The 23,531-nt window shown below is 70.3% G+C and carries 25 protein-coding genes; 15 read left to right on the top strand and 10 right to left on the bottom strand.

Annotated features, from left to right (window positions below):
• From VGT80_RS04710 to VGT80_RS04695, 4 genes are all read right to left on the bottom strand, one after another.
• On the bottom strand, positions 1-239 hold a 239-nt coding region (locus tag VGT80_RS04710), incomplete at its 3' end, for a hypothetical protein (protein ID WP_327453345.1).
• A gap of 39 nt (positions 240-278) precedes the next feature.
• Positions 279-1,355 carry an aldose 1-epimerase gene (locus tag VGT80_RS04705; protein WP_327453343.1) on the bottom strand — a complete coding sequence of 359 codons (1,077 nt, stop codon included), beginning with the start codon at positions 1,353-1,355 and terminating at the stop codon, positions 279-281.
• A complete protein-coding gene (locus VGT80_RS04700; RefSeq protein ID WP_327453341.1) occupies positions 1,352-2,656 on the bottom strand; it encodes a family 1 glycosylhydrolase in 1,305 nt (434 codons plus the stop codon). Before VGT80_RS04700 ends, VGT80_RS04705 begins: the two co-directional genes overlap by 4 nt.
• 116 nt (positions 2,657-2,772) lie before the next feature.
• Positions 2,773-3,003: a hypothetical protein gene (locus tag VGT80_RS04695; protein ID WP_327453339.1), complete on the bottom strand. Its 231-nt coding sequence runs from the start codon at positions 3,001-3,003 to the stop codon at positions 2,773-2,775.
• A gap of 151 nt (positions 3,004-3,154) precedes the next feature.
• Here VGT80_RS04695 and VGT80_RS04690 point away from each other — a divergent pair, with 151 nt between their 5' ends.
• Complete coding sequence (locus tag VGT80_RS04690) at positions 3,155-4,015, top strand: SMP-30/gluconolactonase/LRE family protein (RefSeq protein ID WP_327453337.1); 861 nt, start codon at positions 3,155-3,157, stop codon at positions 4,013-4,015.
• A 10-nt stretch (positions 4,016-4,025) separates the two neighbouring features.
• On the opposite strand, the gene VGT80_RS04685 is transcribed toward VGT80_RS04690, so the two are convergent.
• From VGT80_RS04685 to VGT80_RS04675, 3 genes are read right to left on the bottom strand one after another with little or no spacing between them, the layout of a single operon-like run.
• Positions 4,026-4,442 carry a hypothetical protein gene (locus VGT80_RS04685; RefSeq protein WP_327453335.1) on the bottom strand — a complete coding sequence of 139 codons (417 nt, stop codon included), beginning with the start codon at positions 4,440-4,442 and terminating at the stop codon, positions 4,026-4,028.
• Positions 4,439-5,233, bottom strand: coding sequence for a DUF1080 domain-containing protein (locus VGT80_RS04680; RefSeq protein ID WP_327453333.1), 795 nt, complete (start codon positions 5,231-5,233; stop codon positions 4,439-4,441). The genes VGT80_RS04685 and VGT80_RS04680 overlap by 4 nt, the downstream gene beginning before the upstream one ends.
• Positions 5,230-6,702: a Gfo/Idh/MocA family oxidoreductase gene (locus VGT80_RS04675; RefSeq protein WP_327453331.1), complete on the bottom strand. Its 1,473-nt coding sequence runs from the start codon at positions 6,700-6,702 to the stop codon at positions 5,230-5,232. The genes VGT80_RS04680 and VGT80_RS04675 overlap by 4 nt, the downstream gene beginning before the upstream one ends.
• Before the next feature lie 172 nt (positions 6,703-6,874).
• On the opposite strand from VGT80_RS04675, the gene VGT80_RS04670 reads away from it, so the two are divergent.
• Genes VGT80_RS04670 through VGT80_RS04650 form a run of 5 tightly spaced genes read left to right on the top strand, consistent with a single transcriptional unit; the run spans position 6,875 to position 11,132 of the window.
• On the top strand, positions 6,875-8,599 hold the full coding sequence (locus tag VGT80_RS04670) for an IlvD/Edd family dehydratase (protein WP_327453329.1): 1,725 nt from the start codon (positions 6,875-6,877) through the stop codon (positions 8,597-8,599).
• Positions 8,599-9,351 carry an SDR family oxidoreductase gene (locus tag VGT80_RS04665; protein ID WP_327453327.1) on the top strand — a complete coding sequence of 251 codons (753 nt, stop codon included), beginning with the start codon at positions 8,599-8,601 and terminating at the stop codon, positions 9,349-9,351. The genes VGT80_RS04670 and VGT80_RS04665 overlap by 1 nt, the downstream gene beginning before the upstream one ends.
• Positions 9,352-10,257: a 2-dehydro-3-deoxygalactonokinase gene (locus tag VGT80_RS04660; RefSeq protein ID WP_327453324.1), complete on the top strand. Its 906-nt coding sequence runs from the start codon at positions 9,352-9,354 to the stop codon at positions 10,255-10,257. It abuts the gene before it with no gap.
• On the top strand, positions 10,254-10,877 hold the full coding sequence (locus VGT80_RS04655; protein WP_327453320.1) for a 2-dehydro-3-deoxy-6-phosphogalactonate aldolase: 624 nt from the start codon (positions 10,254-10,256) through the stop codon (positions 10,875-10,877). Before VGT80_RS04660 ends, VGT80_RS04655 begins: the two co-directional genes overlap by 4 nt.
• 51 nt (positions 10,878-10,928) lie before the next feature.
• The gene (locus VGT80_RS04650; RefSeq protein WP_327453318.1) at positions 10,929-11,132 is read left to right on the top strand and encodes a hypothetical protein; all 204 of its coding nucleotides are present in this window, start codon (positions 10,929-10,931) and stop codon (positions 11,130-11,132) included.
• Between the two features lie 9 nt (positions 11,133-11,141).
• Here the strand turns inward: VGT80_RS04650 and VGT80_RS04645 are convergent, their stop codons facing one another.
• Complete coding sequence (locus VGT80_RS04645; protein WP_327453316.1) at positions 11,142-13,400, bottom strand: family 1 glycosylhydrolase; 2,259 nt, start codon at positions 13,398-13,400, stop codon at positions 11,142-11,144.
• A 118-nt stretch (positions 13,401-13,518) separates the two neighbouring features.
• Here VGT80_RS04645 and galE point away from each other — a divergent pair, with 118 nt between their 5' ends.
• From galE to VGT80_RS04625, 4 genes are all read left to right on the top strand, one after another.
• Entirely contained in the window at positions 13,519-14,589 is a 1,071-nt protein-coding gene (gene galE / locus VGT80_RS04640) for a UDP-glucose 4-epimerase GalE (protein ID WP_327453314.1), read from the top strand.
• Between the two features lie 162 nt (positions 14,590-14,751).
• A complete protein-coding gene (gene glf, locus VGT80_RS04635; RefSeq protein WP_327453312.1) occupies positions 14,752-17,160 on the top strand; it encodes a UDP-galactopyranose mutase in 2,409 nt (802 codons plus the stop codon).
• 51 nt (positions 17,161-17,211) lie between these two features.
• Positions 17,212-17,451 carry a hypothetical protein gene (locus tag VGT80_RS04630; protein ID WP_327453310.1) on the top strand — a complete coding sequence of 80 codons (240 nt, stop codon included), beginning with the start codon at positions 17,212-17,214 and terminating at the stop codon, positions 17,449-17,451.
• A gap of 2 nt (positions 17,452-17,453) precedes the next feature.
• Complete coding sequence (locus VGT80_RS04625) at positions 17,454-17,909, top strand: helix-turn-helix domain-containing protein (protein ID WP_327453308.1); 456 nt, start codon at positions 17,454-17,456, stop codon at positions 17,907-17,909.
• Here the strand turns inward: VGT80_RS04625 and VGT80_RS04620 are convergent.
• A complete protein-coding gene (locus VGT80_RS04620) occupies positions 17,869-19,503 on the bottom strand; it encodes an acyl-CoA synthetase (protein WP_327453306.1) in 1,635 nt (544 codons plus the stop codon). The genes VGT80_RS04625 and VGT80_RS04620 overlap by 41 nt on opposite strands.
• Before the next feature lie 98 nt (positions 19,504-19,601).
• Complete coding sequence (locus tag VGT80_RS04615; RefSeq protein ID WP_327453304.1) at positions 19,602-20,063, bottom strand: Lrp/AsnC family transcriptional regulator; 462 nt, start codon at positions 20,061-20,063, stop codon at positions 19,602-19,604.
• 115 nt (positions 20,064-20,178) lie between these two features.
• Here VGT80_RS04615 and VGT80_RS04610 point away from each other — a divergent pair, with 115 nt between their 5' ends.
• The 5 genes from VGT80_RS04610 (at position 20,179) to plsY (ending at position 23,489) form a co-directional block, all read left to right on the top strand.
• Positions 20,179-20,394, top strand: coding sequence for a DUF6356 family protein (locus VGT80_RS04610; RefSeq protein ID WP_327453302.1), 216 nt, complete (start codon positions 20,179-20,181; stop codon positions 20,392-20,394).
• A 76-nt stretch (positions 20,395-20,470) separates the two neighbouring features.
• Positions 20,471-20,839: a hypothetical protein gene (locus VGT80_RS04605; RefSeq protein ID WP_327453300.1), complete on the top strand. Its 369-nt coding sequence runs from the start codon at positions 20,471-20,473 to the stop codon at positions 20,837-20,839.
• Positions 20,840-21,026: 187 nt separating this feature from the next.
• The gene (locus tag VGT80_RS04600) at positions 21,027-21,248 is read left to right on the top strand and encodes an SWIB/MDM2 domain-containing protein (RefSeq protein WP_327453299.1); all 222 of its coding nucleotides are present in this window, start codon (positions 21,027-21,029) and stop codon (positions 21,246-21,248) included.
• 280 nt (positions 21,249-21,528) lie between these two features.
• Positions 21,529-22,722, top strand: coding sequence for a hypothetical protein (locus VGT80_RS04595; RefSeq protein WP_327453298.1), 1,194 nt, complete (start codon positions 21,529-21,531; stop codon positions 22,720-22,722).
• Between the two features lie 98 nt (positions 22,723-22,820).
• Positions 22,821-23,489 (top strand): glycerol-3-phosphate 1-O-acyltransferase PlsY, encoded by a 669-nt coding sequence (gene plsY, locus VGT80_RS04590; RefSeq protein ID WP_327453297.1) that lies wholly within the window; start codon positions 22,821-22,823, stop codon positions 23,487-23,489.
• Positions 23,490-23,531 lie beyond the last annotated feature (42 nt).

Genomic DNA, 23,531 nt, shown 5'->3' with positions numbered 1-23,531 from the left:
GCGAGGCGGCGGGCGTGCTTGCGGTCCATGTCGCGGTCGCGGGCCCCGCTGGACAGCGCGCGGGCCATGGATTCCAGCTCGTCGGCGGCGGCGCCGGGCGCGAAGGCGCGGGCCAGCAGGCCGGCCTCGGCGAGCGCGTTGGCGCGGGCTTCGGGGGTGAGGGCGTCGAGCATCGCTTCGTCGAAATCGACGATCTCGCCGGTCGGGTCCTCGGGCGTGGTCTTGCGAGCGCGATGCATGTGCGGCCTCGTCTGGAGCCCCAAAACCCCCCGCCGCCGTCAGGGGTTCCCTAGGCCAAAGGCGCGTACGGAGACGTCGTAGGCGACCGCCTCCCCCGGTTCGACCGTGGCCATGCCGGTGTCCAGGCCGCCCGGCCACTCGGGTCCGAAGGGATCGGCGAGGTTGAACTGGGGCTCGACCACGACGAAGGCCTGATCGGGCGGCGCATAGACCTGGATGGCCTTCACCGCGGGGCTGGGCGAGGCGATGCGCAGGCCGACGCCGGCGGCCGGGTCGAGGATCTCGGCTGCGGCCTCGTCGCCGTCGCGGACCAGGCCGGTGAAGCAGTCGTCGAGGTAGAGGTCGCCCAGCGGCGCGCCGGCGGTGAAGTCGTAGGGGGAGCCGGCGACCGGCGACAGGCGGCCGGTGGGCAGCACCGCGTCGTAGTCGCCCACCTCCACGCGGGTGGTGGCGGGGAGACGCAGGCGGGCCTGGCGGCGATCGCCGCTGGGCAGGGCGAAGTAGGGATGCCAGCCCAGCCCGATGGGCCAGGCGGCCTCGCCGGCATTGCGCGCCTCGACCCGCAGCCTGAGGGCGCCCGCCTGCAGCCGCCATTCGAAGGTCAGCTTCCACAGCCCCGGCCAGCGGCCGCCGAAGTCACCGGCGTCGATCAGGCCCACCACGCGGTCGGGGGAAGGCTGCTCGAAGGCCGCCGAGGCGTCGAGGATCAGGCCGTGCATGGCGTACTGCTCGGCGCCGGGCGCCTTGCCGCCCCAGTTGCGCGGCAGCCGCACCGTCTCGCCCGCGACGATGGTCTCGATCTCGCGCGCGCCGGGCAGGGCGCGGCCGCGGATGCGGTTGGCGAAGGGCGCCAGGATCGCCCCGCCGAAACTGAACGAGGCATTGCCGTTGAAGTCGTCCGGGCCGCCGTCCAGGGCGCAGGCGGCGGCCTCCACAGGCGGCGCGTGGATCGCCTCGACCACCTCGCCGGAGGGCAGCCGCAGGCGGGCCTGCAGCAGCATCATGCCCCGGCCGGGCAGCACCTGGGCCTGCAGGAAGGCCGGGCCGTCGGCCGGCGCGTCCAGCGCGGTGAGCGTGACGACGGGCGCGCCGCCGATGCGCGCGGCGGCGGTCATCGGCTGGACGAGGCCTGGCCCTTCTCGTCGTCGCTGAGCTCGACCGCCCGCAGGTGGCGGGCCCGCGCCCGCTGGCGCTGGGCGGCGGGCTCCTCGTGCTCGGAGGGTGGCACGATGGGAACGCTGAGGCAGATGCTCTGGGTGGGCAGCACCGCGTTCCAGTCGGCGATCAGCTGCTTGTAGCTGCGCCCCACCGGCCGGATCTCGCGATTGAGGTCGTAGAGGCCGACGGGGTGGACGTGGTTGTTCTTCTCGCGAAGGGCGATGTCCCAGTCCATCTGGTCGGTGAGCGAGTACCAGGTGAAGCCCACGGTCGGCACGCCGTCGTTGCGTACGCGCAGTACGTTGGCCCATTCCTTCCAGAGCCAGTTCACCGCCTCGTCGCCGTTGGGGCCCTCGGCGATGTTGGTCTCGGTGTGCATCACCGGCAGGCGGTAGCGGTGGTAGTACTGCCGGGTGATCTCGGAATAGCCGAAGATCTCGCCCGAGGCGCGGCTGACGCCGTCGGCGGAGACCCGGTGCTCGTTGGTCCAGTAGTAGTCGTTGCCCAGGATGCAGTGGTGGTGCAGCGAGTTGCCCAGGAAGAAATGGTACTCGTCCCGGGTCATGCCGTTGTCCATCAGGTACTCGTACATCTCCGAGTCGACCCGGTGGCCGTAGTTGAGGTCCAGCGACAGGAAGCGCTTGGAGTTCTCGATCTCCGCCGGCTTGATCGCGGCGGGGTTCTCGGCGTGGAAGTACTCGGAGGATTCCGACTGGATGAAGATCGCGTCGGCGCGGACCTTCAGGATCTCCTGCATGGCCAGCACATTGGCCTTCACGATGTGCTTGAGCGCGGTGACGAAGGTCAGGTCCGTCGTGCCCTCCTCGTTCCACCAGCCGAACTTGGCCGAGAACAGGGCGCAGATGAACATTTCGTTGACCGGGGTGTAGAGCTGCACCCACGGGAAGCGCCTGGCGAAGGCCGCGGCGTAGCGGGCGAACAGCTCCGGGAAGTCCGGGTTCTGGAAATTGCCCATCCAGTCGGGCACGCCGAAGTGGCAGAGGTCGACGATCGGGATGATGTCGCGGCGGCGGAGCTCGGCGAACGCAGCGTCGGCGAACTCCCAGTCGAACTTGTCCGGGCCGATCAGGGTGGTGTGCAGCGGGGGGCCATAGCGGAGGAACTGCAGGCCCATCTCCTGCACCAGCTCGAAATCCTTGCGCCAATAGCGGTAGTGGCCACAGGCCTCCATCTGGTCCACGCGCTCGCGGCCACCCTTGATGGTGGGGATGGAATTCTCGATCCCCGTGGCGAACATGAATGCCGAGATGGCGCGTCCTCCGAATTGCGCGCAGCGACGCGCCCCGAAGCCTTAAACTCCGCGGGCGAGGCGCCGGTTCACTGGTTGGGTCGGTTGTACGACAGCCAGGGCGATCAGTCGCCCGCCGGCTGTCCGTTGATCTTGCGGCAGCGCGACAGCATCGCCAGGTGGTCGGTTCCGTTCTGGACGTTGCGCACCCAGGCCTTGTCGCCGTGCACCGCAACCACCTCGAAGTGCGGGTGGAGGTTCGGCCCCGTGCGGACGAGATCGCCTACGTGGATATCCTCCTCGTAGTCGCGCTCGTGGCTGATCGAGAACACGTCTGAATAGCTCGACAGTGTCATCTCTTGGGATCCCCTCCCGATTCGTCGAATTCAATAGTAGCCCCGAGACCCTGAACGGTATCCAAACGCCCCGAGTCAGGTTGTCGCAGGCCTCGGCGCGGCCCAGCTTGGCGCGAGTCGCGCGGCGGGCCAGCCCGACCCGGAGGGAACGATGTCCGAAGTCCGCTGCGTCGTTGAATCGGCTGACAAGTTGGGCGAGGGGCCGTGCTGGTCGCCGCGCGACGGGCGGCTCTACTGGTTCGACATCAAGGGATTTCGGCTGTCCTGGCACGAGCCCGATGGGGGCCGCACGGGCCACTATGAGCTGCCGATGCGCGCAAGCGCCGCAGCGCCGGTGCGGGGCGGCGGCCTGCTCCTGGCCACCGAACGCGGACTGGCGGTCTTCGACCCGCGCTCCGGCGAGGTCGAGCTGCGCCAGCCGATCGACCTGGGCGCGGGCTTCCGCAGCAACGACGGGGTGATGCTGGGCGACGGCTGCTTCTGGTGGTCGAGCATGGACGACGACGGCGGCAAGCGGCCGGGCGCAGTCTTCCGCAGCTGTCCGGACGGGTCCACCGCGCCGGTGATCGAGGGCATTCACATCGCCAACAGCCTGGCCATGAGCCCCGATGGGCGGCGGCTCTATCTGGCCGACAGCGCCAAGCAGACGATCTGGGCGCACGACACCGCCGATCTGGCGCGGCGCGAGGTGTTCGCCACCGTGGCCAAGGGCGGGCCGGACGGCTCCTGCATCGACGCCGAAGGCTGTCTGTGGAACGCCGAATGGGGCGCCTGGCGCGTGGTCCGCTACACGCCGGACGGCCAGGTCGACCGGGTCGTCGAGACGCCGGTGAGCCAGCCCAGCGCCTGCATGTTCGGCGGGCCGGAGCTTGCGACCCTCTACATCACCAGCGCCTGGGAGGACCTGTCGGATGCGGCGCGGGCCAAGCAGCCGCTGGCCGGCGGGCTGTTCGCCATCGAGCCGGGGGTGACGGGTCTGGCGCTGCCGCTGTTCGAGCTGGAGCCCCGCTAGGCCGGCCGTCTCAGAAGAAGGCGCCCAGGAAGGCCGCCGCGGCGTCGGAGAGGCCGACGATCTTGTTGGTGGCCTGGCGGTAGAACTTGAAATTGAGCTCGGCGGCGGGGTCGTCGCCGGCCCAGTCGGTGCGGGGCTTGAGCTCGGCGCGGCCGAGGGGGCGACGGGCCAGGGCGGTGCGGCGGATGGCGACACTCACGCGCGGGGTCTGGCGGGCGAGGCCGGGCTTGCGCGGCACCGCCTGCGCCGAGGTGACGACGCCGCGGGCGATCAGGCCGGCGCCGCCCTCGTTCTCGCTGGCGAAGATGAACACCGTGTCGCCCTGGGCGATGTGCTTGCCGCCGTACATGGTCTTCTGGGCGGTGAAGGCGAAGGTCTCGGCGCCCGGATCGGCGACCTCGGCCTTGATGGCGTAGGCGGCCGTCACGGGGCGGCGAGTTCGCGCACCCAGATATTGCGGAAGCTGAGCGGCGGGCTCGGGTCGCCATGGGCCTGCAGCTTGATGGGGGCGTCCGCGTAGGGCCGGTAGACCGGCTTGCCGATGTAGAGGGTCTCGCCGGCCAGCACCGCGTCGTTCTGGACCAGCACGCCGTTGTGGAAGGCGGTCACGCGGGCCGGGGATTTGAGGGCGCCATCCGAGGCGAAGACCGGCGCGGTCCAGACCACGTCGTAGGTCTGCCATTCGCCCGGCGGCCGCATGGCGTTCACCAGGGGCGGATACTGCTTGTAGAGGCTGGCGGCCTGGCCGTTGACGTAGGTGGCGTTGTTGTAGCTGTCGAGGATCTGCAGCTCGTAGCCCGCGTCGCCGGGACCGGTGGAGGCCAGGAAGACGCCGGAGTTGCCGCGCGCCTGGCCCGAGCCGGTGACATTCCTCGGCACCCGCCATTCCAGATGGAGCTGGTAGTTCCTGAACCGCCGCTTCGTCTCGATGTTGCCGGCCGTCTTGCTGACCACGAGAACGCCGCCCGCCACCACCCACCTGGCCGGCGACTTGTCCCGGGTCGTGACCCACTGGTCGAGGCTCCTGCCGTCGAACAGCACGATGGCGTCCGAGGGTGGCGCATCGGGCTTGTCGGAGGCGCGCGGGCCCGGCGTCACGATGGGCGGGACCGGCGTCCACTGCTCGGTGTCCTCGGGCTTCGGCGTTGCCTGGGCGAACGCCGCGCCGGCGACGAGCGTCAGGGCGGCGGCCCCGGCTGCGACGGCGGCCGCCCTCACAGCTCCCATCCCGGCCGATAGGCGCGCGTCAGGTACTGGTTGGCGTCGGGCGCATTGGTGACCCGGCCCGCGGCGCCGTCCCAGTCGATCGGCTGGTCGGCCTTCAGGGCGACGATGCCCAGGATCATGGTCTCGTTGAGCCGCACGCCATATTCGAAGGGGCAGGAGATCTTCTCCTCGCCGCGGATGGCGCGGATCCAGTTCATCTCGTGGGAGGCCATGCCGCCGGCGATGCGCGGCAGGCTCTGCGGGACCTTGGCCGCCCGCTCGGCCACGCCCTCGCCGATCAGGGTGGTGTTCTCCCCATAGGTCTCGTGCATCAGCATGCCGTGCGAGCCCACGAACAGCACGCCGCCCTCGGGGTTCATCTTCAGCAAGGGCGGAAATCCCGGAACCGTGGGCGGCAGGAAGCCGCCGTCGTACCAGGTCAGGCGCAGGGGGCCGCCGCCGGTCGTGTGTTTGGGCGTCTTGGCGAACTCGTAGCGGGTCATGCTGGCCAGCGGGAAGCCGGTCAGCTCGGCGGGCCGCGCGGTGCTCCAGAGATCGGAATTGCCCGGCCAGCGGGAATGGCGCGCCTCGATCCGGGTCGGCAGGCCCGGCTCCAGCGCCCAGAACGGGAAGTCGATCAGATGGGCGCCCATGTCGCCCAGGGCGCCGCAGCCGAACGGCACCCAGCCGCGCCAGTTGAAGTGGGCGTACTCGGGCGCGTAGTCCCAGTCGACATTGGCCGGGCCGAGCCAGGTCGGCCAGTCGAGGGCCTTGGGGGTGGGCTGCGGCGGCGGCTTGGGCACGCCCTGCGGCCACACCGGCCGGTTGGTCCAGACGTGGACCTCGTGGACCTTGCCGATCACCCCGCCGCGGATCAGCTCGACGTTGCGCCGGCCATTGTCGCCGGAGTGGCCCTGGCAGCCCATCTGGGTGACCAGCTTCGGATTGGCCTGCGCCAGGGAGAGCAGCTTGCGCCCTTCCTCGACCGTGTAGGTGAGCGGTTTCTGCACATAGACGTGGATGCCGCGCTCCATGGCCATGCGCGCGGCGACCGCGTGGTGGTGGTCCGGCGTGGCGATGAGGACGGCGTCGATGTCCTTCCGCTGATCGAACATCTTGCGGTAATCGCCGAACCGCTGGGCCTTGTCGTAGGCCTCCTTCAAGGGCGCCCGGGTGGGGATCATCTCGAAGTGGCTGTCGAGCAGCGAGCGGTGGACGTGGTCGTAGTCGACGTCGGCGGTGGCGACGATGTTCTGGCCCACGAGCTTGGCCATGTTGGCCGCGCCCTGGCCGCCCGCCCCGATCACCGCCAGATTGACCTTGTCGCTGGGGGCCAGGGACCGCGCGGCCCCCAGCGCCGGACCGCCGAGCGCCGCCAGCCCCGCGCCCGCCGCGCCCAGGACGCCGCGCCGTGTGAGCGGGCCAGGACCCGCCCAGCGCCCGTCCGCTTCACTGTCGACTGTCGCTTGCCGCTTTTCCATGTCCCACCCAGCGTATTGCTCGCCCTGATGCTTGCGTAACACGGATCGCCCGTCGGCCGGCAACGGGTCGTCGGCGGATAGTCCCGCCGCTCAGGCGCCTCGCCTGAACCGAGGCCCTGGCTTAAGGGTTCTGGCTGCAGGGCGGCATCGTCGAGCATCGAGGGACCAGCGGATGGCGGACAAACCGCGGCGCAGCCAGAAGAGCTATGGCAAGATCGACCGCGACGGCTTCATCCATCGCAGCTGGATCAAGGCCACGGGCCTGCCCGAGCACGTGTTCGACGGCCGCCCGATCATCGGCATCGCCAACACCTGGAGCGAGCTGGTCACCTGCCAGGTGCACCTGCGCGAGCTGGCCGGCTTCGTGAAGCGCGGGGTCTGGGAGGCCGGCGGGGTGCCGATCGAGTTCCCGGCCATGAGCCTGCCCGAGACCCAGATGCGGCCGACCGCCATGCTGTTCCGCAACCTCCTGGCCATGGAGGTCGAGGAGTCGATCCGCGCCAATCCCATCGACGGGGTGGTGCTGCTGGGCGGCTGCGACAAGACCACGCCGGGATTGCTGATGGGAGCGGCGAGCGTCGACCTGCCGGCGATCTTCGTGTCCTCCGGGCCGATGCTGAACGGCAAGTTCCGGGGGCAGGACATCGGCTCGGGCACCGACGTCTGGCGGTTCTCGGAAGAGGTGCGGGCCGGCGACATGAGCCTGGCCGACTTCATGGCCGCCGAGAGCGGGATGAGCCGCTCGGCCGGGACCTGCAACACCATGGGCACGGCCTCGACCATGTCGGCGATCGTCGAGGCGCTGGGCATGAGCCTGCCGCACAACTCGGCCCTGCCGGCGGTGGACGCGCGGCGGCGCGTGCTGGCCCACGTGACCGGCAACCGCATCGTGCAGATGGTCAAGGACGACGTGAAGCCGTCTGACATCCTGACCCGTGCGGCCTTCGAGAATGCGATCCTGATGCACGCGGCGATCGGCGGCTCGACCAATGCGGTGGTGCACCTGCTGGCCCTGGCCGGCCGGGTCGGCGTGGCCCTCGACCTGCACGACTTCGACGAGATCGCCCGCGAGGTCCCGCTGCTGGTCAATCTGATGCCGTCGGGCAAGTACCTGATGGAAGACCTCTGTTATGCGGGCGGGATTCCGGCGGTGATGGCCGAGATGGGCGAGCTGTTCCGGCGCGAGGCGGTGACGGTGTCGGGCAAGACGCAAGGCGAGCTTTGCGCCGACGCCAAGGTCTGGAACCGCGAGGTGATCGGCACCGTGGCGGCGCCGGTGGGACCCTCGTCGGGGGTCTGGGTGCTGAAAGGCAACCTCTGTCCGGACGGGGCGATCCTGAAGCCCAGCGCCGCGACGCCGGAACTCCTGACCCATCGCGGCAAGGCGGTGGTGTTCGAGGACATCGAGGACTACCACGCCCGCATCGACGATCCGGACCTGCCGGCCGACGCCACCTCGATCCTGGTGCTCAAGGGCTGCGGGCCGAAGGGCTATCCGGGGATGCCCGAGGTCGGGAACATGGCGCTGCCGAGGAAGCTGCTGGAGGCGGGCGTGCGCGACATGGTGCGCATCTCCGACGCGCGGATGAGCGGCACGGCCTATGGCACGGTGATCCTCCACGTGGCGCCGGAGAGCGAGGCCGGCGGCCCGCTGGCCCTGGTGCAGACCGGCGACGAGATCGAATTCGACGGCCCGAACCGGAAGCTGGAGCTGCTGGTCGACGCGGCCGAGCTGGGGCGCCGGCGCACGGCCTGGGAGGCCGCCCGCCAGCCCTCGAAATACGACCGCGGCTGGTACCGGCTCTACATCGACACCGTCATGCAGGCCGACAAGGGCGTCGACCTCGACTTCCTGGTCGGCAAGTCCACCGCAGACGTGACCCGGGAGTCCCACTGATGGCGTTCGCGACCTATCCCAGCCTGAAAGACAGGGTGGTGTTCATCACCGGCGGCGCCTCGGGGATCGGGGCGAGCTTCGTGACCGAATTCCACGCCCAGGGCGCGAAGACAGCCTTCGTCGACCTGAAGCCGGAGGACGGCGAGGCCCTGATGGCCAAGCTGGGCGGCAAGGCCTGGTTCAAGACCTGTGACGTGACCGACGCGGCGGCGCTGCAGGCGGCGATCGGCGAGGCCGGTCAGGCGTTGGGGCCGGTCACGGTGCTGATCAACAATGTCGCCAACGACACCCGCCACAAGGCGACCGAGCTGACCCCGGAGGACTGGCGCAAGAACCTGGCGGTGAACCTCGACCCGGTGTTCATCGCCGCCACCGCCGTCTATCCGATGATGAAGGCCGCGGGCGGCGGGGCGATCGTCAACATCTCCTCGATCAACGCCCTCCTGGGACCGGCGGAGCTGGCCGGCTATGTGGCGGCCAAGGGGGCGATCAATTCGCTGTCCAAGACGCTGGCCCGCGAGTGGGGCGTGGACAGGATCCGGGTCAATGCGCTGTCGCCCGGCTGGGTGATCACGCCCAGGCAGCTTGAACTGTGGCTGACGCCGCAGGCCGAGGCCGACTGGATGAAGCTGACCGCCCTGAAGGACCGGATCATGCCGGCGGACATCGCCCGCACCGCCCTGTTCCTGGCCTCCGACGACAGCAAGATGATCACCGGCCAGAACATCGTCGTCGATGGCGGACGCACCTGAATGGGGCCGGGCCTGCTCGCCTGCGACTGGGGGACGACGAACCTGCGCGCCTGGACGCTGGACGGGGCCGGCCAGGTTGTGGCGCACAAGGAGTTCGACCTCGGGGTCTCGAAGCTGCAGCCCGGCCAGGCGGCGAAGCGGTTCCGCGACGAGGTGCGCCCGGCGCTGGGCGCCGAGCGGACGCCGGCCATGCTGTGCGGCATGGTGGGCTCGACCCTGGGCTGGACCGTCGCGCCCTATGCCGATTGCCCGGCGGGCCTGCCGGAGCTGGCGGCGCGGCTGACCGAGGTCGAGCCCGGCGTGCGGATCGTGCCGGGCCTGCGCTGCGAGGGGATCGCCGGGGCGCCGGACGTGATGCGCGGCGAGGAGACGCAGTTGATGGGTTGGGTCGCGCAGCGGCCCGAGCGCGCCCGGGGCCGCCAGGTGGTCTGCCATCCCGGGACCCACGCCAAGTGGGTGCTGATCGAGGACGGGCGGATCGTGCGCTTCGTCACCGCCATGACCGGCGAGCTCTATGCGGTGCTGTCGCGCCATAGCGTGCTGAAGGGCGAGGGACCGGCCGACGATATGGACGCCTTCGACGAGGGCCTGGCGGCGGCGGGCGGCGGCGAGGCGCTGGCGGCGCGGCTGTTCACGGCCCGCGCCCGGGTGGTGGGCGGGGACAAGCCGGCGCAAAGCACGCCGAGCTACCTCTCGGGCCTGCTGATCGGGGCGGAGGTCGCCGCGACGCCGCGGCTGCTGGGCGTGGCCGGCGGCGAGCCGGTGGCCCTGCTGGGCGATGCGGCGCTGTGCGGGTTCTACAAGCGGGCGCTGGACCGGCTGGGCGTGGCGAACCAGATCTTCGACGGCGAGGCCGCGGCGCTCGCCGGCCTCTTCGCCCTCAATCGCATGGGAGCCGACGCATGACCCTCGACGAAGCCCTGGCGCAATGCCCGGTGGTCGCCATCGTGCGCGGCGTCAGGCCCGAGGAGATCCTCGACCACGCCCAGGCGCTGTTCGAGGCGGGCGTGCGCGGCGTCGAGGTCCCGCTGAACTCGCCCGAGCCGATCGAAAGCCTCCGCCGGCTGAGCGAAGCCTTCGGCGACCGGCTGGTGACCGGGGCGGGTACGGTCCTGCACGCCGACCGCGTCGATGAGGTCGCCAAGGCCGGCGGCCGGATTATCGTGGCGCCCAACACCTCACGCGAGGTGATCGCCCGCGCGGTGGCGCTGAAGCTCGATCCCGCGCCGGGCTTCGCGACGGCGACCGAGGCCTTCGTGGCCATCGAGGCCGGCGCCCGGCACCTGAAGCTGTTCCCGGCGGTGACCTATGGGCCGGCGCACCTGAAGCAGTTGAAGGCGGTGCTGCCGCCGGAGATCGTGGTCTGGGCGGTGGGCGGCGTCGGCGCGCCGGACTTCGCCGACTGGTGGGCGGCCGGCGCGCGGGCCTTCGGCCTGGGCGGCGAGCTGTACAAGGCCGGCCAGTCGGTGGCGGAGACGGCGGACAAGGCGCGGCGCGTGGTCGAGGCGATCCGCAATCTTCACTGAACCAATGGCCGGCTGCGCAGTTACCGCAACCGTAGCTTTGGGAAGTCAGCGATGAGACAGCTTTCGCGTTTCGCCATCACCGTTCGAGGCGACGACTTCGTCCTCCACATCGAGGACGAGGCCGGCGAGAAGATGGAATTCTGCGCGACGCCGGATCAGCTCGACGCGGTGATCGACGCCCTCGACGAGGTGCTCTCGGGAAGCGAGGACGACTTCTTCGGCGGCCAGGGCCCAGGCGCGCAGCGCGCGCATTGATCCGGGGCGTCAGCTGACCTGGACGCCGTCGCGCACCGCGCGGGTCTCCAGGGCGCCTTCCACCAGGGCGTCGGCCTCGGCCACGAACTCCACTTCGGCCAGGTGCGTCGTGAAGCGGGCGATCGCCTGATCCAGCGCCGGCATGACCTGGCCCCGCTCCGAGCCCAGCGCCGCATAGGCCGGCCGCGCCGCGGGCCAGCGGAAGCTGGGCGAGGGGACGGGGCGCACCAGATCGGGATCGAAGCCGGAGGCTGCGGCCACGCGACGGCCGAACTCGGCCCAGGAGACGGCGCCGTCATTGGCGAGGTGGCGCAGGCCCGTCTCGCCGTCGAGCATCAGGTCGAGGACGGCTTCCACCAGGTCGGGGACGTAGGTGGGCGAGACCACCAGGTCGGCAGCGGCCGGGAACTGCAGGCCGTTGGACAGGGCGCGCACCAGCCGGACGGCGAAGTTGTGCGGATCGTAGGGAGAGAAGAAGGCGGCGGTGCGGACCATCAGGGCCCGGCCGCCGAGCGCCAGCACCTCGCGCTCGGCCTGCGCCTTGCTGGCGCCGTAGGCGTTGAGCGGAACCGTCGCGTCGCTCTCGATGTAGGGCGTGCGCTTGGCGCCGTCGAAGACCAGGTCGCTGGAGAAGCCGACGAAGGGCAGGTCGCGGGCGGCGCAGGCGGCGGCCAGGCGCACCGCGCCCTCGGTATTGGCCGCCCGGCATTTTTCCGGCTCGGCCTCGGCCTCGTCGACCCGCACCCAGCCGGCGGCGTTGATCACCCCCCAGGCGCCGGTCTCATCCAGCACGCGCTCGATGGCGCGGGCGTCGTCCAGCGGCAGTTCGCGCCGCGAGGTCAGGCGATAGTCGACGCCGCGCCATTCGCAGGCGCGCGCCAGGGCCTGGCCCAGCGCGCCGGTGGCGCCGGCGATCAACAGCGGGCGCGCCGCGGCGGTGTCGGTGGTCCAGGCGCGGCGGGGCTCCGGCGTCTCGACAGTGCGGAACACCGGCTGGAAGGACAGGCGGATATCGCGCCGCCACCAGCCGGGGCCTTGCGTCGCCGGATGCGGCGGTGCGGCCTCGCCGCGGCCGATGCGGGCGAGCTCGCGGGCGATGGCGGTGGGTCGCGGCGTTGGGCTGCGCACGTCGAAGGCGCCCGGCTCATAGTGGCCGACGTGGCGGGTGAGCAGGCTGTTCCAGTCGTAGGCGCCCAGCAAGGCCCAGGCGGTCAGCGCCTGGACCTCGACGCCGCGGGTCCGCAGGCGGCCGGCGGTCTCCCAGCCCTCGCGGATCCAGCGCACCTGTTCCTCGCGGGTGCAGCCGTTGTGGCTCTCGGTCACCGCCAGCGGCAGGCCGTAGCGGTCCCAGGCCTCCTCCAGCACGCCCTCCAGGCCGCCGGGCGCCGGCAGGGTCACGCGGATGGCCTCCACGTCGGCAAAGGCCATGAGGTCGTTGCCGCCGATCCGCTCGGGCGGATAGTTGCCGATGTTGTGGTCCAGGAAGCGGTCGCTGGTCAGATAGTGGTTCACGCCGACCACGTCGGGCGGGCACGGCGCGTCGGCCAGCCGTCGCAGGCGGTCGCCGAGGCCGAAGCTCTCCAGCCGCGCCCATAGCGGGTGGCCGCGCACCACGCGGCCGCAGAGCAGGTCCCAGGTCATCCAGCGTCGGGCGTTGTCGAACTCGGCCTGGAAGGCGACCGGGCGGGTGGCGTAGGTGCGGCCGAGGTCCTCGGTCTGGATCAGCCGGGCGTCGGGACGCACGGCGCGGATCTCGGCCATGGCCGCGGCGGTGGCCTCGATCTGGTTGAGCAGGGCCGCCCAGAACAGCGGCTCGTCGGTCAGGTGCGGGTACCAGTGGCCATAGAGGGCCGAGAAGCGGGCGGTGGTCAGCGGCTCGTTGACCGGCGTCCAGTCGGCGATCCAGGGATAGCGCTCGGCGCAGGCGCGGGCGTGGGCGGCGAGGCCGGGCGCGAAGCCGTCGTCCACCAGGCTGGTGTAGCGCGGGCCCGAGCCGTGGTGCACGAGGCCGGCGATCGGGCGCATGCCCAGCTCGCGGATGCGGCCCAGGCGCTCGTCGGTCCAGCGCCAGTCCGGCTGATCGAGGCGGTTGGGCGCGATGCGTTCCCAGAGCAGCGGATAGCGCAGCGCCTTGAGGCCCAGCTCGGCGAAGCGGTCGAGGTCCTCGATGCGCCGCTCGTGGCCCGAGCGGACCGTCTGGTCGTGGAAGACGCCGCCGACGCGGTTCACGGTTTGCTCGTGACCGCCCCACAGCTCCAACTGACGCATCTATCCCCTGGCTTTCCCGTCACATCCCAAAGACTTAAGCCGCCCTGCGGGCGAGTTGTTCCAGGCGCCGATCCTTTGTAGCTGGAACCGGCGGCCGCGGCGGTGAATTATCGGAGCCATGGAACGGGGCACACGACCCGCCGTGCTGGTCACGGGCGGCGCAGGGTATATCGGCGCACATACGGCCAAGGCTCTGTACGAGCAGGGCTATTTTCCGGTGGTCTTCGACGACCTGTCGCTCGGCTACCGCGAGGCGGTGCGCTGGGGCGCCTTCGTGCACGGCGACATCCGCGACGCCGGGGCCGTGGCCGAGGCGATCGAGGCCCATGGCGTCAAGACGGTGATCCATTTCGCCGGCCTGATCGAGGTCGGCCGCTCGGTGGTCCGCCCGGACCTGTTCTGGGACGTCAATGTGGCCGGGACCGTCAGCCTGCTGGCCGGCCTGCGCGGCCGCGGCGTCGACCGGCTGGTGTTCTCCTCGAGCGCGGCGGTCTATGGCCAGGGCGGGGCCCAAGGCAAAAGAGGTCCCCTGGAGACCATTCCGGAGGACGCGCCCAAGGCGCCGGCCAGCCCCTACGGCGACACCAAGCTGGCCTGCGAATGGATGATCCGGGCGGAGTGCCAGGCCTATGGGCTGAGCGCGGTGGCGCTACGCTACTTCAACGCCGCGGGCGCCGATCCGTCGGGCCAGATCGGCGAGGCGCACGATCCGGAGACCCACCTGATCCCGCTGGCCATCGCCGCGGGGCTCGGCCGGGGCAAGCCGCTGACGGTGTTCGGCGACGACTTCGACACCCCGGACGGCGCCTGCCTGCGCGACTATATCCACGTCAGCGACCTGGCGGCGGCCCATGTGGCGGCGGTGAAGGTCGAGCTGGGCGCGGGCGCCTTCGAGCCGGTCAATGTGGGGACCGGGCAGGGCCGCTCGGTGTTCGAGGTGGTCGACGCGGTGGGCCGCGCGCTCGGCAAGCCGGTGCCCTTTTCGGTGGGCGCGCGCCGGGCCGGCGACCCGCCGAGCCTCGTGGCCGACCCGAGCCGGGCGCAGGCGCTGCTGGGCTGGAGCGCCCGGTGCTCGGGCCTCGACCAGATCGTCGCCGACGCTGTCCGGTGGGAAACCAGCCCAGCCTATGGTAGTGGTATCCGCGCGAGCGTGGCCGACCGCTCCTCCTCGACGACACCTGCACAATAGTCGGCTGGCCGACAGACTGGGATCGGGCGGATCAACATACCGTCTGATCTTTTGATTACTCAATAAAAACAGCATTGGACGCGCGTCCGGAAGGAACCTTCCGGGGCTCTGCGGATTATTCCGACGGGCTTCGTGTGTCGATTTTCAAAAAGGAATGCGCCCTTGGACTCTGAGCAGATCCCGAGCGACGCTGGTGCTGCGTCATTCGCCAATTCGTTCGGGCCGCGTTCGCGGGGTCGACAGACCCTGATCTGCTTCTCGCATCTGCGCTGGAATTTCGTCTTCCAGCGCCCGCAGCACCTGATGACCCGCTTCGCCAAGACGCGCCGCGTCATCGTCTGGGAAGAGCCCACCTTCGGACCGCCGGAGCGCACGCCGCGCCTGGACAGCAACGTCTGCGCCGAGAGCGGCGTGGTGGTGCTGACCCCCGTCCTGCCGCAAGGCTCGGCCGGCGAGGACCACGCGGGGATGCTGCGCAGCCTGCTGGACACCGTCGTCGCCAGCATCGAGGGCGACATCATCCGCTGGTACTACACGCCCATGATGCTGCCGTTCTCGCGGCACATCGAGGCGGTCTGCACCGTCTATGACTGCATGGACGAGCTGGCCAACTTCAAGTTCGCCCCGCCCGAGCTGACGCTCCTGGAACGCGAACTGATGGGCGCCGCCGACGTGGTGTTCACCGGCGGCTACAGCCTGTGGGAAGCCAAGCGCGACCGGCACCCGAACATCCATCCCTTCCCCTCGAGCGTCGACCGGGCGCACTTCGCCAAGGCGCGGACCCTGCGCGGCGAGCCGGACGACCAAGCCCGCCTGCCCTGGCCGCGGCTCGGCTTCTACGGCGTGGTCGATGAGCGCATGGACCTCGGCCTCCTGGATGCGCTGGCCAAGGCGCGGCCGGACTGGTCGATCGTCATCCTGGGCCCGGTGGTGAAGATCAGCCCCGAGGACCTGCCCAGGCGGCCGAACCTGCACTACCTGGGCGGCAAGGATTACGAGGCGCTGCCGAAGTATCTGGCCGGCTGGGACGTGGCCCTGATGCCCTTCGCCATCAATGAGTCGACCCGCTTCATCAGCCCCACCAAGACGCCGGAATACCTGGCCGGCGGCCGCCCGGTGGTCTCGACGCCGATCGTCGACGTGGCCCGCCACTATGGCGAGCTGGAGGCGGTGAAGATCGCCGCCACGGCCGAGGCGTTCATCGCGGCCTGCGACCAGGCCCTGGCGCTTTCGCGGATCAAGGGCGACTGGCTGCGCGCGGTGGACACCGCGCTCTCGGCGCTCTCGTGGGACGAGACCTTCGAGCGGATGAACCTGGAGATCACCCGCGCCGCGGCCCGGCACGCCAAGCCGGCGAGCGCCACCACCACCTCGATGATGCCGTCGCCGGCGATCCGGCCGTCGTCGCGGAAGAAGCCCTTCGACTATCTGATCGTCGGCGCGGGCTACGCCGGCTCGGTGCTGGCGGAACGGCTCACCAGCCAGCTCGGCAAGCGGGTGATGGTGGTCGACAAGCGGCCGCACATCGGCGGCAACGCCTATGACGAGAAGGATGCGGCCGGCGTGCTGATGCACCGCTATGGACCGCACATCTTCCACACCAATTCCGACGAGGTGGCGAACTACCTCTCGCAGTTCACCAAGTGGCGGCCCTATGAGCACCGCGTGCTGGCCAGCGTCCGCGGCGGGCTGCACGTGCCGATCCCGATCAACCGCACGACGCTGAACACCCTCTATGGGCTGGACCTGACCAGCGACGAGGCGGCCCAGGCCTATCTCGCCCGCCGCGCCGAGCCGGTGGAGAAGATCCGCACGTCGGAGGATGTGGTGATTTCGGCCGTGGGCCGCGAGCTCTACGAGACCTTCTTCCGCGGCTATACCCGCAAGCAGTGGGGCATGGATCCCTCCGAGCTCGACAAGTCGGTGACCGCCCGGGTGCCGACGCGCACCAATGTCGACGACCGCTATTTCACCGACAAGTTCCAGAACATGCCGGCCGGCGGCTACACCGCCATGTTCGAGAACATGCTCGACCAGCCGGGCATCACCCTGGAGCTGGGCGTGGAATTCGAGGAGGTGCGCGAGGAGGCCGACTACGACCGGCTGATCTTCACCGGCCCGATCGACGAATATTTCGACCACCGCTACGGCAAGCTGCCCTACCGCAGCCTGGCCTTCCGGCACGAGACCCTGGACCAGGAGTGGTTCCAGCCGGTGGGCACGGTGAACTATCCGGACGAGGCCACGCCCTACACCCGGATCAGCGAATACAAGCACATGACCGGCCAGCAGAACCGCAGGACCACGATCACCTACGAATTCCCGCGCGCCGACGGCGATCCCTACTATCCGGTGCCGCGGCCGGAGAACCAGGCGCTGTACAAGAAGTACGAGGCTCTGGCGCTGGAGGCGTCCGACGTGCAGTTCGTCGGCCGGCTGGCCACCTACCGCTACTACAACATGGACCAGGTGGTGGGTCAGGCGCTGGCGACCTTCCGCCGGATCGCCGAGCGCGAGGGCCGTGCGGTCATCGCGGCCCAGTCGGCGGCGCGCGCCGTCGCGGCCAACTGATCGACGGGGCGCAGGCTTGCAATCGCCGCGGCAATGCTCAAGGTTGCCCGCGTGGGACTAGACCTTAGTCAGACGGACGCCGAACGGGCGCGGGACGCGGCGCGCAGCCTGGTCGAGGTGCTCGCGGCCTATGAGGAAGAACTCATGGTGCTGGAGCGCGCGAGCCCCAGCGTCGGCCCCCTGCGCCGCGCCGTGGGCATGGCCATCGCCGAGGCCTGCTACCTGATCTCCGACCGCATGGCCCAGCCGGAGCCCGGCTGGCGTCCGCCGCCGCGCGGCTGGGACGACTGAGCGTGAGCCCGCGTTCCGACACCGTGGCCGATCCCGTCGACGTGGCCGTCGGCGCGCGCATCCGGCTGTTCCGCAAGATGCGCGGAATGTCCCAGCAAGCGCTGGCCGACGAGGCCAGGGTGACCTTCCAGCAGATCCAGAAGTACGAGCGCGGCGCCAACCGGGTCAGCGCCTCCATGCTGGCGCGCATCGCCGGCGCCCTGCGCACGCCGGTGGCCGAGCTGTTCGGCGAGGGCGGCGAGGGGATCAGCGCCATCGACGAGGTCGCCGCCCTGCTGGCCCAGCCCGGCGCGATCGAACTGCTCAGGGCCTTCTCCGACCTGCCGCGCGGACCGCCGCGCGCGGCCCTGGTGGACTTCGTCCGCTCGCTCGGCCTGCCGCTGGCGCCGCAACCCCAAGCCGACCTGGGCGATCAGCTCACGCCGGAACGTTCAGGGCCTTCAGCGCCCGGTCCTTGACGGCCTTGTAGTCGACCTTGCCGTTGGGGGCCCGGCCGATGCTCTCCACCACCACGAGCTCGCGCGGCGCCTTGTAGCCCGCCAGGCTGGCGCGCACGTGCTCGGCCATGGCCGCCAGGGTCAGCTCCGCCGCACCGGCCGGCTCGACCACCGCGCAGATCCGCTCGCCGAAGCGGGCGTCGGGAATGCCGACCACGACGGCGTCGCGCACCTCGGGATGGGTCTTCAAGGCCTCCTCGACCTCCTCCGGGAAGACCTTCTCGCCGCCGGTGTTGATGCAGACCGAGCCGCGGCCGAGCAGCTTCAGGGTGCCGTCGGCGTTCACCTCGGCCCAGTCGCCGGGCACGCTCCAGCGCTGGCCTTCGAGGGTCTTGAAGGTCTTGTCGCTCTTCTCGGCGTCCTTGTAGTAGCCGGTGGGCAGGAAGCCCGAGACCGCCACCAAGCCGCGCTCGCCGGAGCCGGGGGCGATGCGCCGGCCGTCCTCGGCGAACACCGCGCAATTGGGTCCGAGCGCGAAGGCGGCGGTCTGCACCTCGGCGCCGGGCGCGGAGGCGGAGATGCCCATGCCGACCGCCTCGGACGAGCCGAAGCTGTCCATGATGATGGCGTTCTTGCAGTGGCTCAGCAGGCCGCGCTTGTTCTCCTGGCTCCACATGGAGCCCGACGAGCTCATCGCCTTGACCGCCGACAGGTCCCAGCGGCCCGGATGGGCCTCCAGGGCCTCCAGCATGGGGGTGGAGAAGGCCAGGCCGACGATGACGATGCCGGTGGCCTGCAGCCGCTCGGCCTCGTTCCACAGCTCGATGGGATTGAACTTGCGCGAGGGCAAGGTGGCGACCGCCCCGCCCTGGTTGAAGGTGATGAAGGAGGAGAACTGGCCGGTGCCGTGCATCTGCGGGCAGGCGATCAGGCTCATCGGGCGCAGGTGGTCGGGCGCGCCGATGCGGGCGATCAGCGCCTCGACGGACTCCGCCGGCGGGACGCCCAGCGCGGCGTTGCCGCCGGCCCCGATGACATTGAACAGGTCGTCCTGGCGCCACATGACGCCCTTGGGCATGCCGGTGGTGCCGCCGGTGTAGAGCAGCAGCAGGTCGTCGCCCGAGCGGCCCCAGGGCGCCTTGACCGGCCGCTGGGCCGGGACGCGGGCGACGATGGCGTCATAGTCGTCCGCCCAGGCGGGGACGGGATGGCCCGGCTCGGCCACGGCGATCCAGGCCTTCACCTTCGGCAGCCGGGCGCGCAGGCCGGCCACGATATCGGCGAAGCCGGCGTGGAAGACCACGGCCTCCGCATCGGCGTTGTCGAACAGGTAGGTCAGTTCCTCGGGGCCGTAGCGGTAGTTGGTGTTGACCGGGGCGTAGCCGGCCTTGAAGGCCGCGAAGTAGGTCTCGAGGTATTCGGGCCCGTTGTAGAGGTAGGCCGCGATCTTCGCCTGATGACCGAGCCCGGCTGAGATCAGGTGGGCGGCCAGCGCGTCGGCGCGGGCGTCGAACTCGCCCCAGCTGAGCACCCGCTCGCCCTGGATATTGGCCGGGCGGTCCGGTTGGCTGGCCGCGATGGCTTCCCAGACATCCGCGAAGGTCCAAGACCTCATCGCCGTGCTCCCCAAGGTTATTGTTGTTCAGGTGGATTTGGCGTCGCCGCCGCCGCGGAAGTCAACCGCCCGGGAGCGGGAGGGGCAGACGGTCAAGGTCAGACCGGCAGGGCGGTGGTGTATTTGATCTGCTCCATGGCGAAGGACGAGGACACGTCGGTGAGCGGGGCGGCGGCGATCAGCCGTTTGTAGAAGCCGTCGTAGGCGGCGATGTCGCGCACCACGACCTTCAGCAGGTAGTCGGTCTCGCCGGACAGCCGGTAGAACTCCAGCACCTCCGGCAGGGCGGCGGCGGCGCGGGCGAAGGCGTCGAGCCAGTCCTGGTCGTGGCGGCTGGTGCGGATGGCGACGAAGACCACCAGGCCGAGGTCCAGCTTGTCGCGATCCAGCAGGGCCACGCGCTTCTCGATCACTCCAGCGTCGGTCAGCCGCTTCACCCGCTTCCAGCACGGCGTCTGGGAGAGGCCGATGCGCTCGGCGATCTCGGCCAAAGGAATCGTGGCGTCGGCCTGCAGCTCGCGGAGGATGCGGCGGTCGATCGCGTCTAGATCAGAATTCATGTGATATGGCTTTCATAGAGAATATTCTTCTCCATATTAACCAGTACAGTAACCAATTCGACAATGAAACCTCTGTCCGGCCGGTGGCATGGTTCCTCCAGTCCGGAGGAAGGCCATGATCCAGCGCTTCGTCGCCCATCCCCACGCGGTCGGCGAGACCTATGGCGAGCATGCGGCGGCCGCGGCCGGGTTCGGCGGCCTGCTGATCGCCGCGGGGCTGGCCTGCCTGGTGCACGCCATCCTGCCGTGGATGTTCGAGACCACGGCGAGCGGCCTGGTGGTGCGGCTGCACAATCGGATGGCCGCGCGCCGGGCGATGCTCGCCGCCTGAAGGGGAACGCGACCCCCCGCCTCGGGGTTGGTCGGCGAACGCCGCGCTGCGGCCAAGCAGACCCCTTCGAGGCCCCATGAGCACCTACGACACCCCCGAATCCGCCCGCTACGACACCGCAAGCCGCGTCGAGGTCGTCCAGCGGCGCAGCGCGCGCGACGTGGGCGCGCAGATTTTCCTGTGGCTGGCCTGGGCCCTGGCGTTCGGCTTCTGGGCCATGACCATGAGCAGCTTCTTCGGCATCATGCGGACCATCGGCTCCGGCGGCGGGATCCTTCTGATCGCCCTCGTCGGGGGCGTGGCGCTGCTGGCGGCCGCGATCTGGGGCGCGGCGCGCCGGTCGAGCCGCGACGGACGGCGCGATCCCGCCACCGAGGCCTCCACCGCGGCGCTCTACAATGGCGCGCAACGGCCTTCCGAGCGGGAGTCCTACCGGCCTGCCTAGAGGGGCGCCGGCGCCCGTTTTTCGGGAGTTTACCGTCTCCGTACTGGAAAAGTGGCGCTGAGCGCGCTCCGCACCTAGGATACCTGCAAGCGACTCAGTCACGCGCTCTCGCGTGGCGGGCCGCCCGAATTCTAGCTGGGGGAGCCCAATGGCTGAAGTTAAGAAGAATAACGCGCTGCAAAAGCCCATGACCCCGTCGTCTGAGTTGGCGGCCGTGGTCGGTTCGGGACAACTGTCCCGCGGCGAGGTGGTCTCCAAGATCTGGGACTACATCAAGAAGAACAATCTGCAGAACCCGCAGAACAAGCGTGAGATCGTCGCCGACGCCAAGCTGAAGCCGATCTTCCACGGCAAGGACCGCGTCAGCATGTTCGAGATGAACAAGCACCTCGCGCAACACCTGAAATAGCGCCAGGTCCGCCGGGGCTTCATGTCCCGGCGGCGTCCTGACGATCGAAGGGCCTCGCCGGCGTGATTCGCCGCGCGAGGCTTCTTTGTGCCGCATTGCGGGGCTCAGCGACGAAGTTTCGCGACGGTGGAAGGCCGGTTAACCCTTTGGCCGCACATTGCAATCTCCCGACCTGTGCGGGTGGTGTGCAAGAGGTTCGTGCGTGCGGTCGAGCGGCGCCATAGCTGCACGTCCGAAAGTTGCTCCGGCCGCAGACGGCGGCGCGGCGGCGATTGCGCGCATGATCGACGCCGGCGTCGAGGCCTCGCTCGAGCGGTTCAACGACCGCACCCTGCTGGCGGCCGGCAAGGTCAATCTCATCTCCCTGCAGGCGGTGGAGCAGCGGTTCGGGACGCGCTGGTCCATGCGCCAGGACCAGGTGCACGGCTTCGCCGAGCGCATCCTGCAGCGGGGCGTGGGCCCACGCGGCCTGTTCCTGCGGGTCTCCGCGACCGATTTCCTGATCGTGCAGCCGGATCTGAGCCGGCTGGCCGGCCAGGCGGCCTGCGTGCGCTATCTGCGCGAGATGCTGATGCACTTCCTGGGCGACGCCCAGCTGGCCGACACCGGTGTGCTGCAGGTCACCCGCATCGCCAGCGGCGCCATCGACGCCCAGGTGGTGGATGTCCGCGCCGCCGAGCAGGGGGCCGCCGCGCCGCCTACGGAGACTGAGAACGCCCCGAGCAAGGGCTCGTCCGCGGCCGCCACCGCCGAGCCGCAGCCCCGGCCCAGCGTCGACCGCTGGTCGCCCTTTGTCTCCGCCGATGGCCGCCAGCTGCGGGTCAGCGCGACGCTGGAGCCGGTCTATGAGCTGAAGGGCTTCAACCGCATCGGCTTTCGGATGATCCGCCGAGTGATCGACACCCGCAGCAAGGAGCATCTCACGCCCGCCGCCGTGGCCGAGCTGTCCGCGGCCGACCGGCTGCGCATCGACCTGGCCACCATCGCCCGCGGCATCGACCGGGTGCTGGCCGACGGCGGCGGGGAACGCCAGCTGAGCCTGATCGTGCCGCTGTCCTACACCAGCCTCGCGAGCGTCCGCGGCCGCAGCGAACTGGTGGCGCCGCTGCGCGAGGCGGAGCGGCACGTGACCTGCGGCGTCATCTGCGAAATCTGCGACATCGAGGGCGTGCCGGCCGGCGGGCTGCACGCGGCCGTGGCGCTGATCAAGCCCTTCACCCTCCTGGTCGTGGGCCGGCTGGCGGGCCTGGCCACGGCGACGCTCGGCCGGCTGAAGGGCACGGGCGTACGGGCGCTCTCCATCGAATGCCCGCCGGGCCTGGGCGATCACGAGTTCACCGTCTGGGCGGCCAAGACCATCCGCCAGGCCAAGCGGGTGGCGGCCTCGGTGATGGTCTATGGCGTCGAATCCGGCCGACGCGCCGGCGAGCTCGGCCTGCTGGGTGCGACGCATGTGAGCCTGCGGACGGCGTAGGGCGCCGTCGCCGATCGGGACCCATGGCGGTCAAAGACCTGGACCCAGGCCGAGAAGACCAGATGATGGCGGCCTGAAACGAGAGCGTCGAGGTGCCCATGGTCTTCTGGATCGCCAGCGTGGCCGGACTGGCGGTCGCCTATCTCCTCGGCTCCGCGCCCACGGGCTATCTGGCCGGGAAGCTGCTCAAGGGCATCGATATCCGCCAGCATGGCTCCAGGTCCATCGGGGCGACGAACGTGTTGCGGACCGTGGGGAAATGGCCGGCCCTGGCGGTGCTGCTGGTCGATGTGCTGAAAGGCGTGGCGGCCATCGTCTTCGCCCGCTGGTTCTGGCCCTGGCTCTATGGATGGCCGTCCGTCACGCCGCCGGCAGGGCTCGATCTGCAGACCTGGGCGCCTTGGGCTGTCGGCCTGGCCGGATTCGCCGTGGTGTTGGGCCATAGCCGTTCGATCTGGCTGAAGTTTGCAGGCGGCAAATCGGCCGCCACGGGGTTGGGCGTGCTGCTGGCGATGTCCTGGCCGGTCGGTCTGGGCGCCGCGGCGGTCTTCGGCGCCGCGCTGGCGATTTCCCGGATCGTGTCCCTGAGTTCGATGCTGGCGGCGCTGGCCGCGATCGCCCTCGTCTGCGGCCTCGGCCAGCCGACGCCCTACCGGCTGCTGGTGATCGGCGGCGGTCTCTACGTGATCGTGCGCCACCGCGCCAACATCCAGCGGCTGCTGGCCAGGACGGAGCCGCGCCTGGGGCAGAGCCGCCCAGCAGAGTAGCCGGGCATCGAAAACGGACTCGCAGGTCCATGGCGGGCGCTC

Origin of the sequence: Phenylobacterium sp., from assembly GCF_035944335.1 — a bacterium.
GTDB lineage: Bacteria > Pseudomonadota > Alphaproteobacteria > Caulobacterales > Caulobacteraceae > Phenylobacterium.
This window is presented reverse-complemented; position numbering and strand designations above follow the sequence as displayed.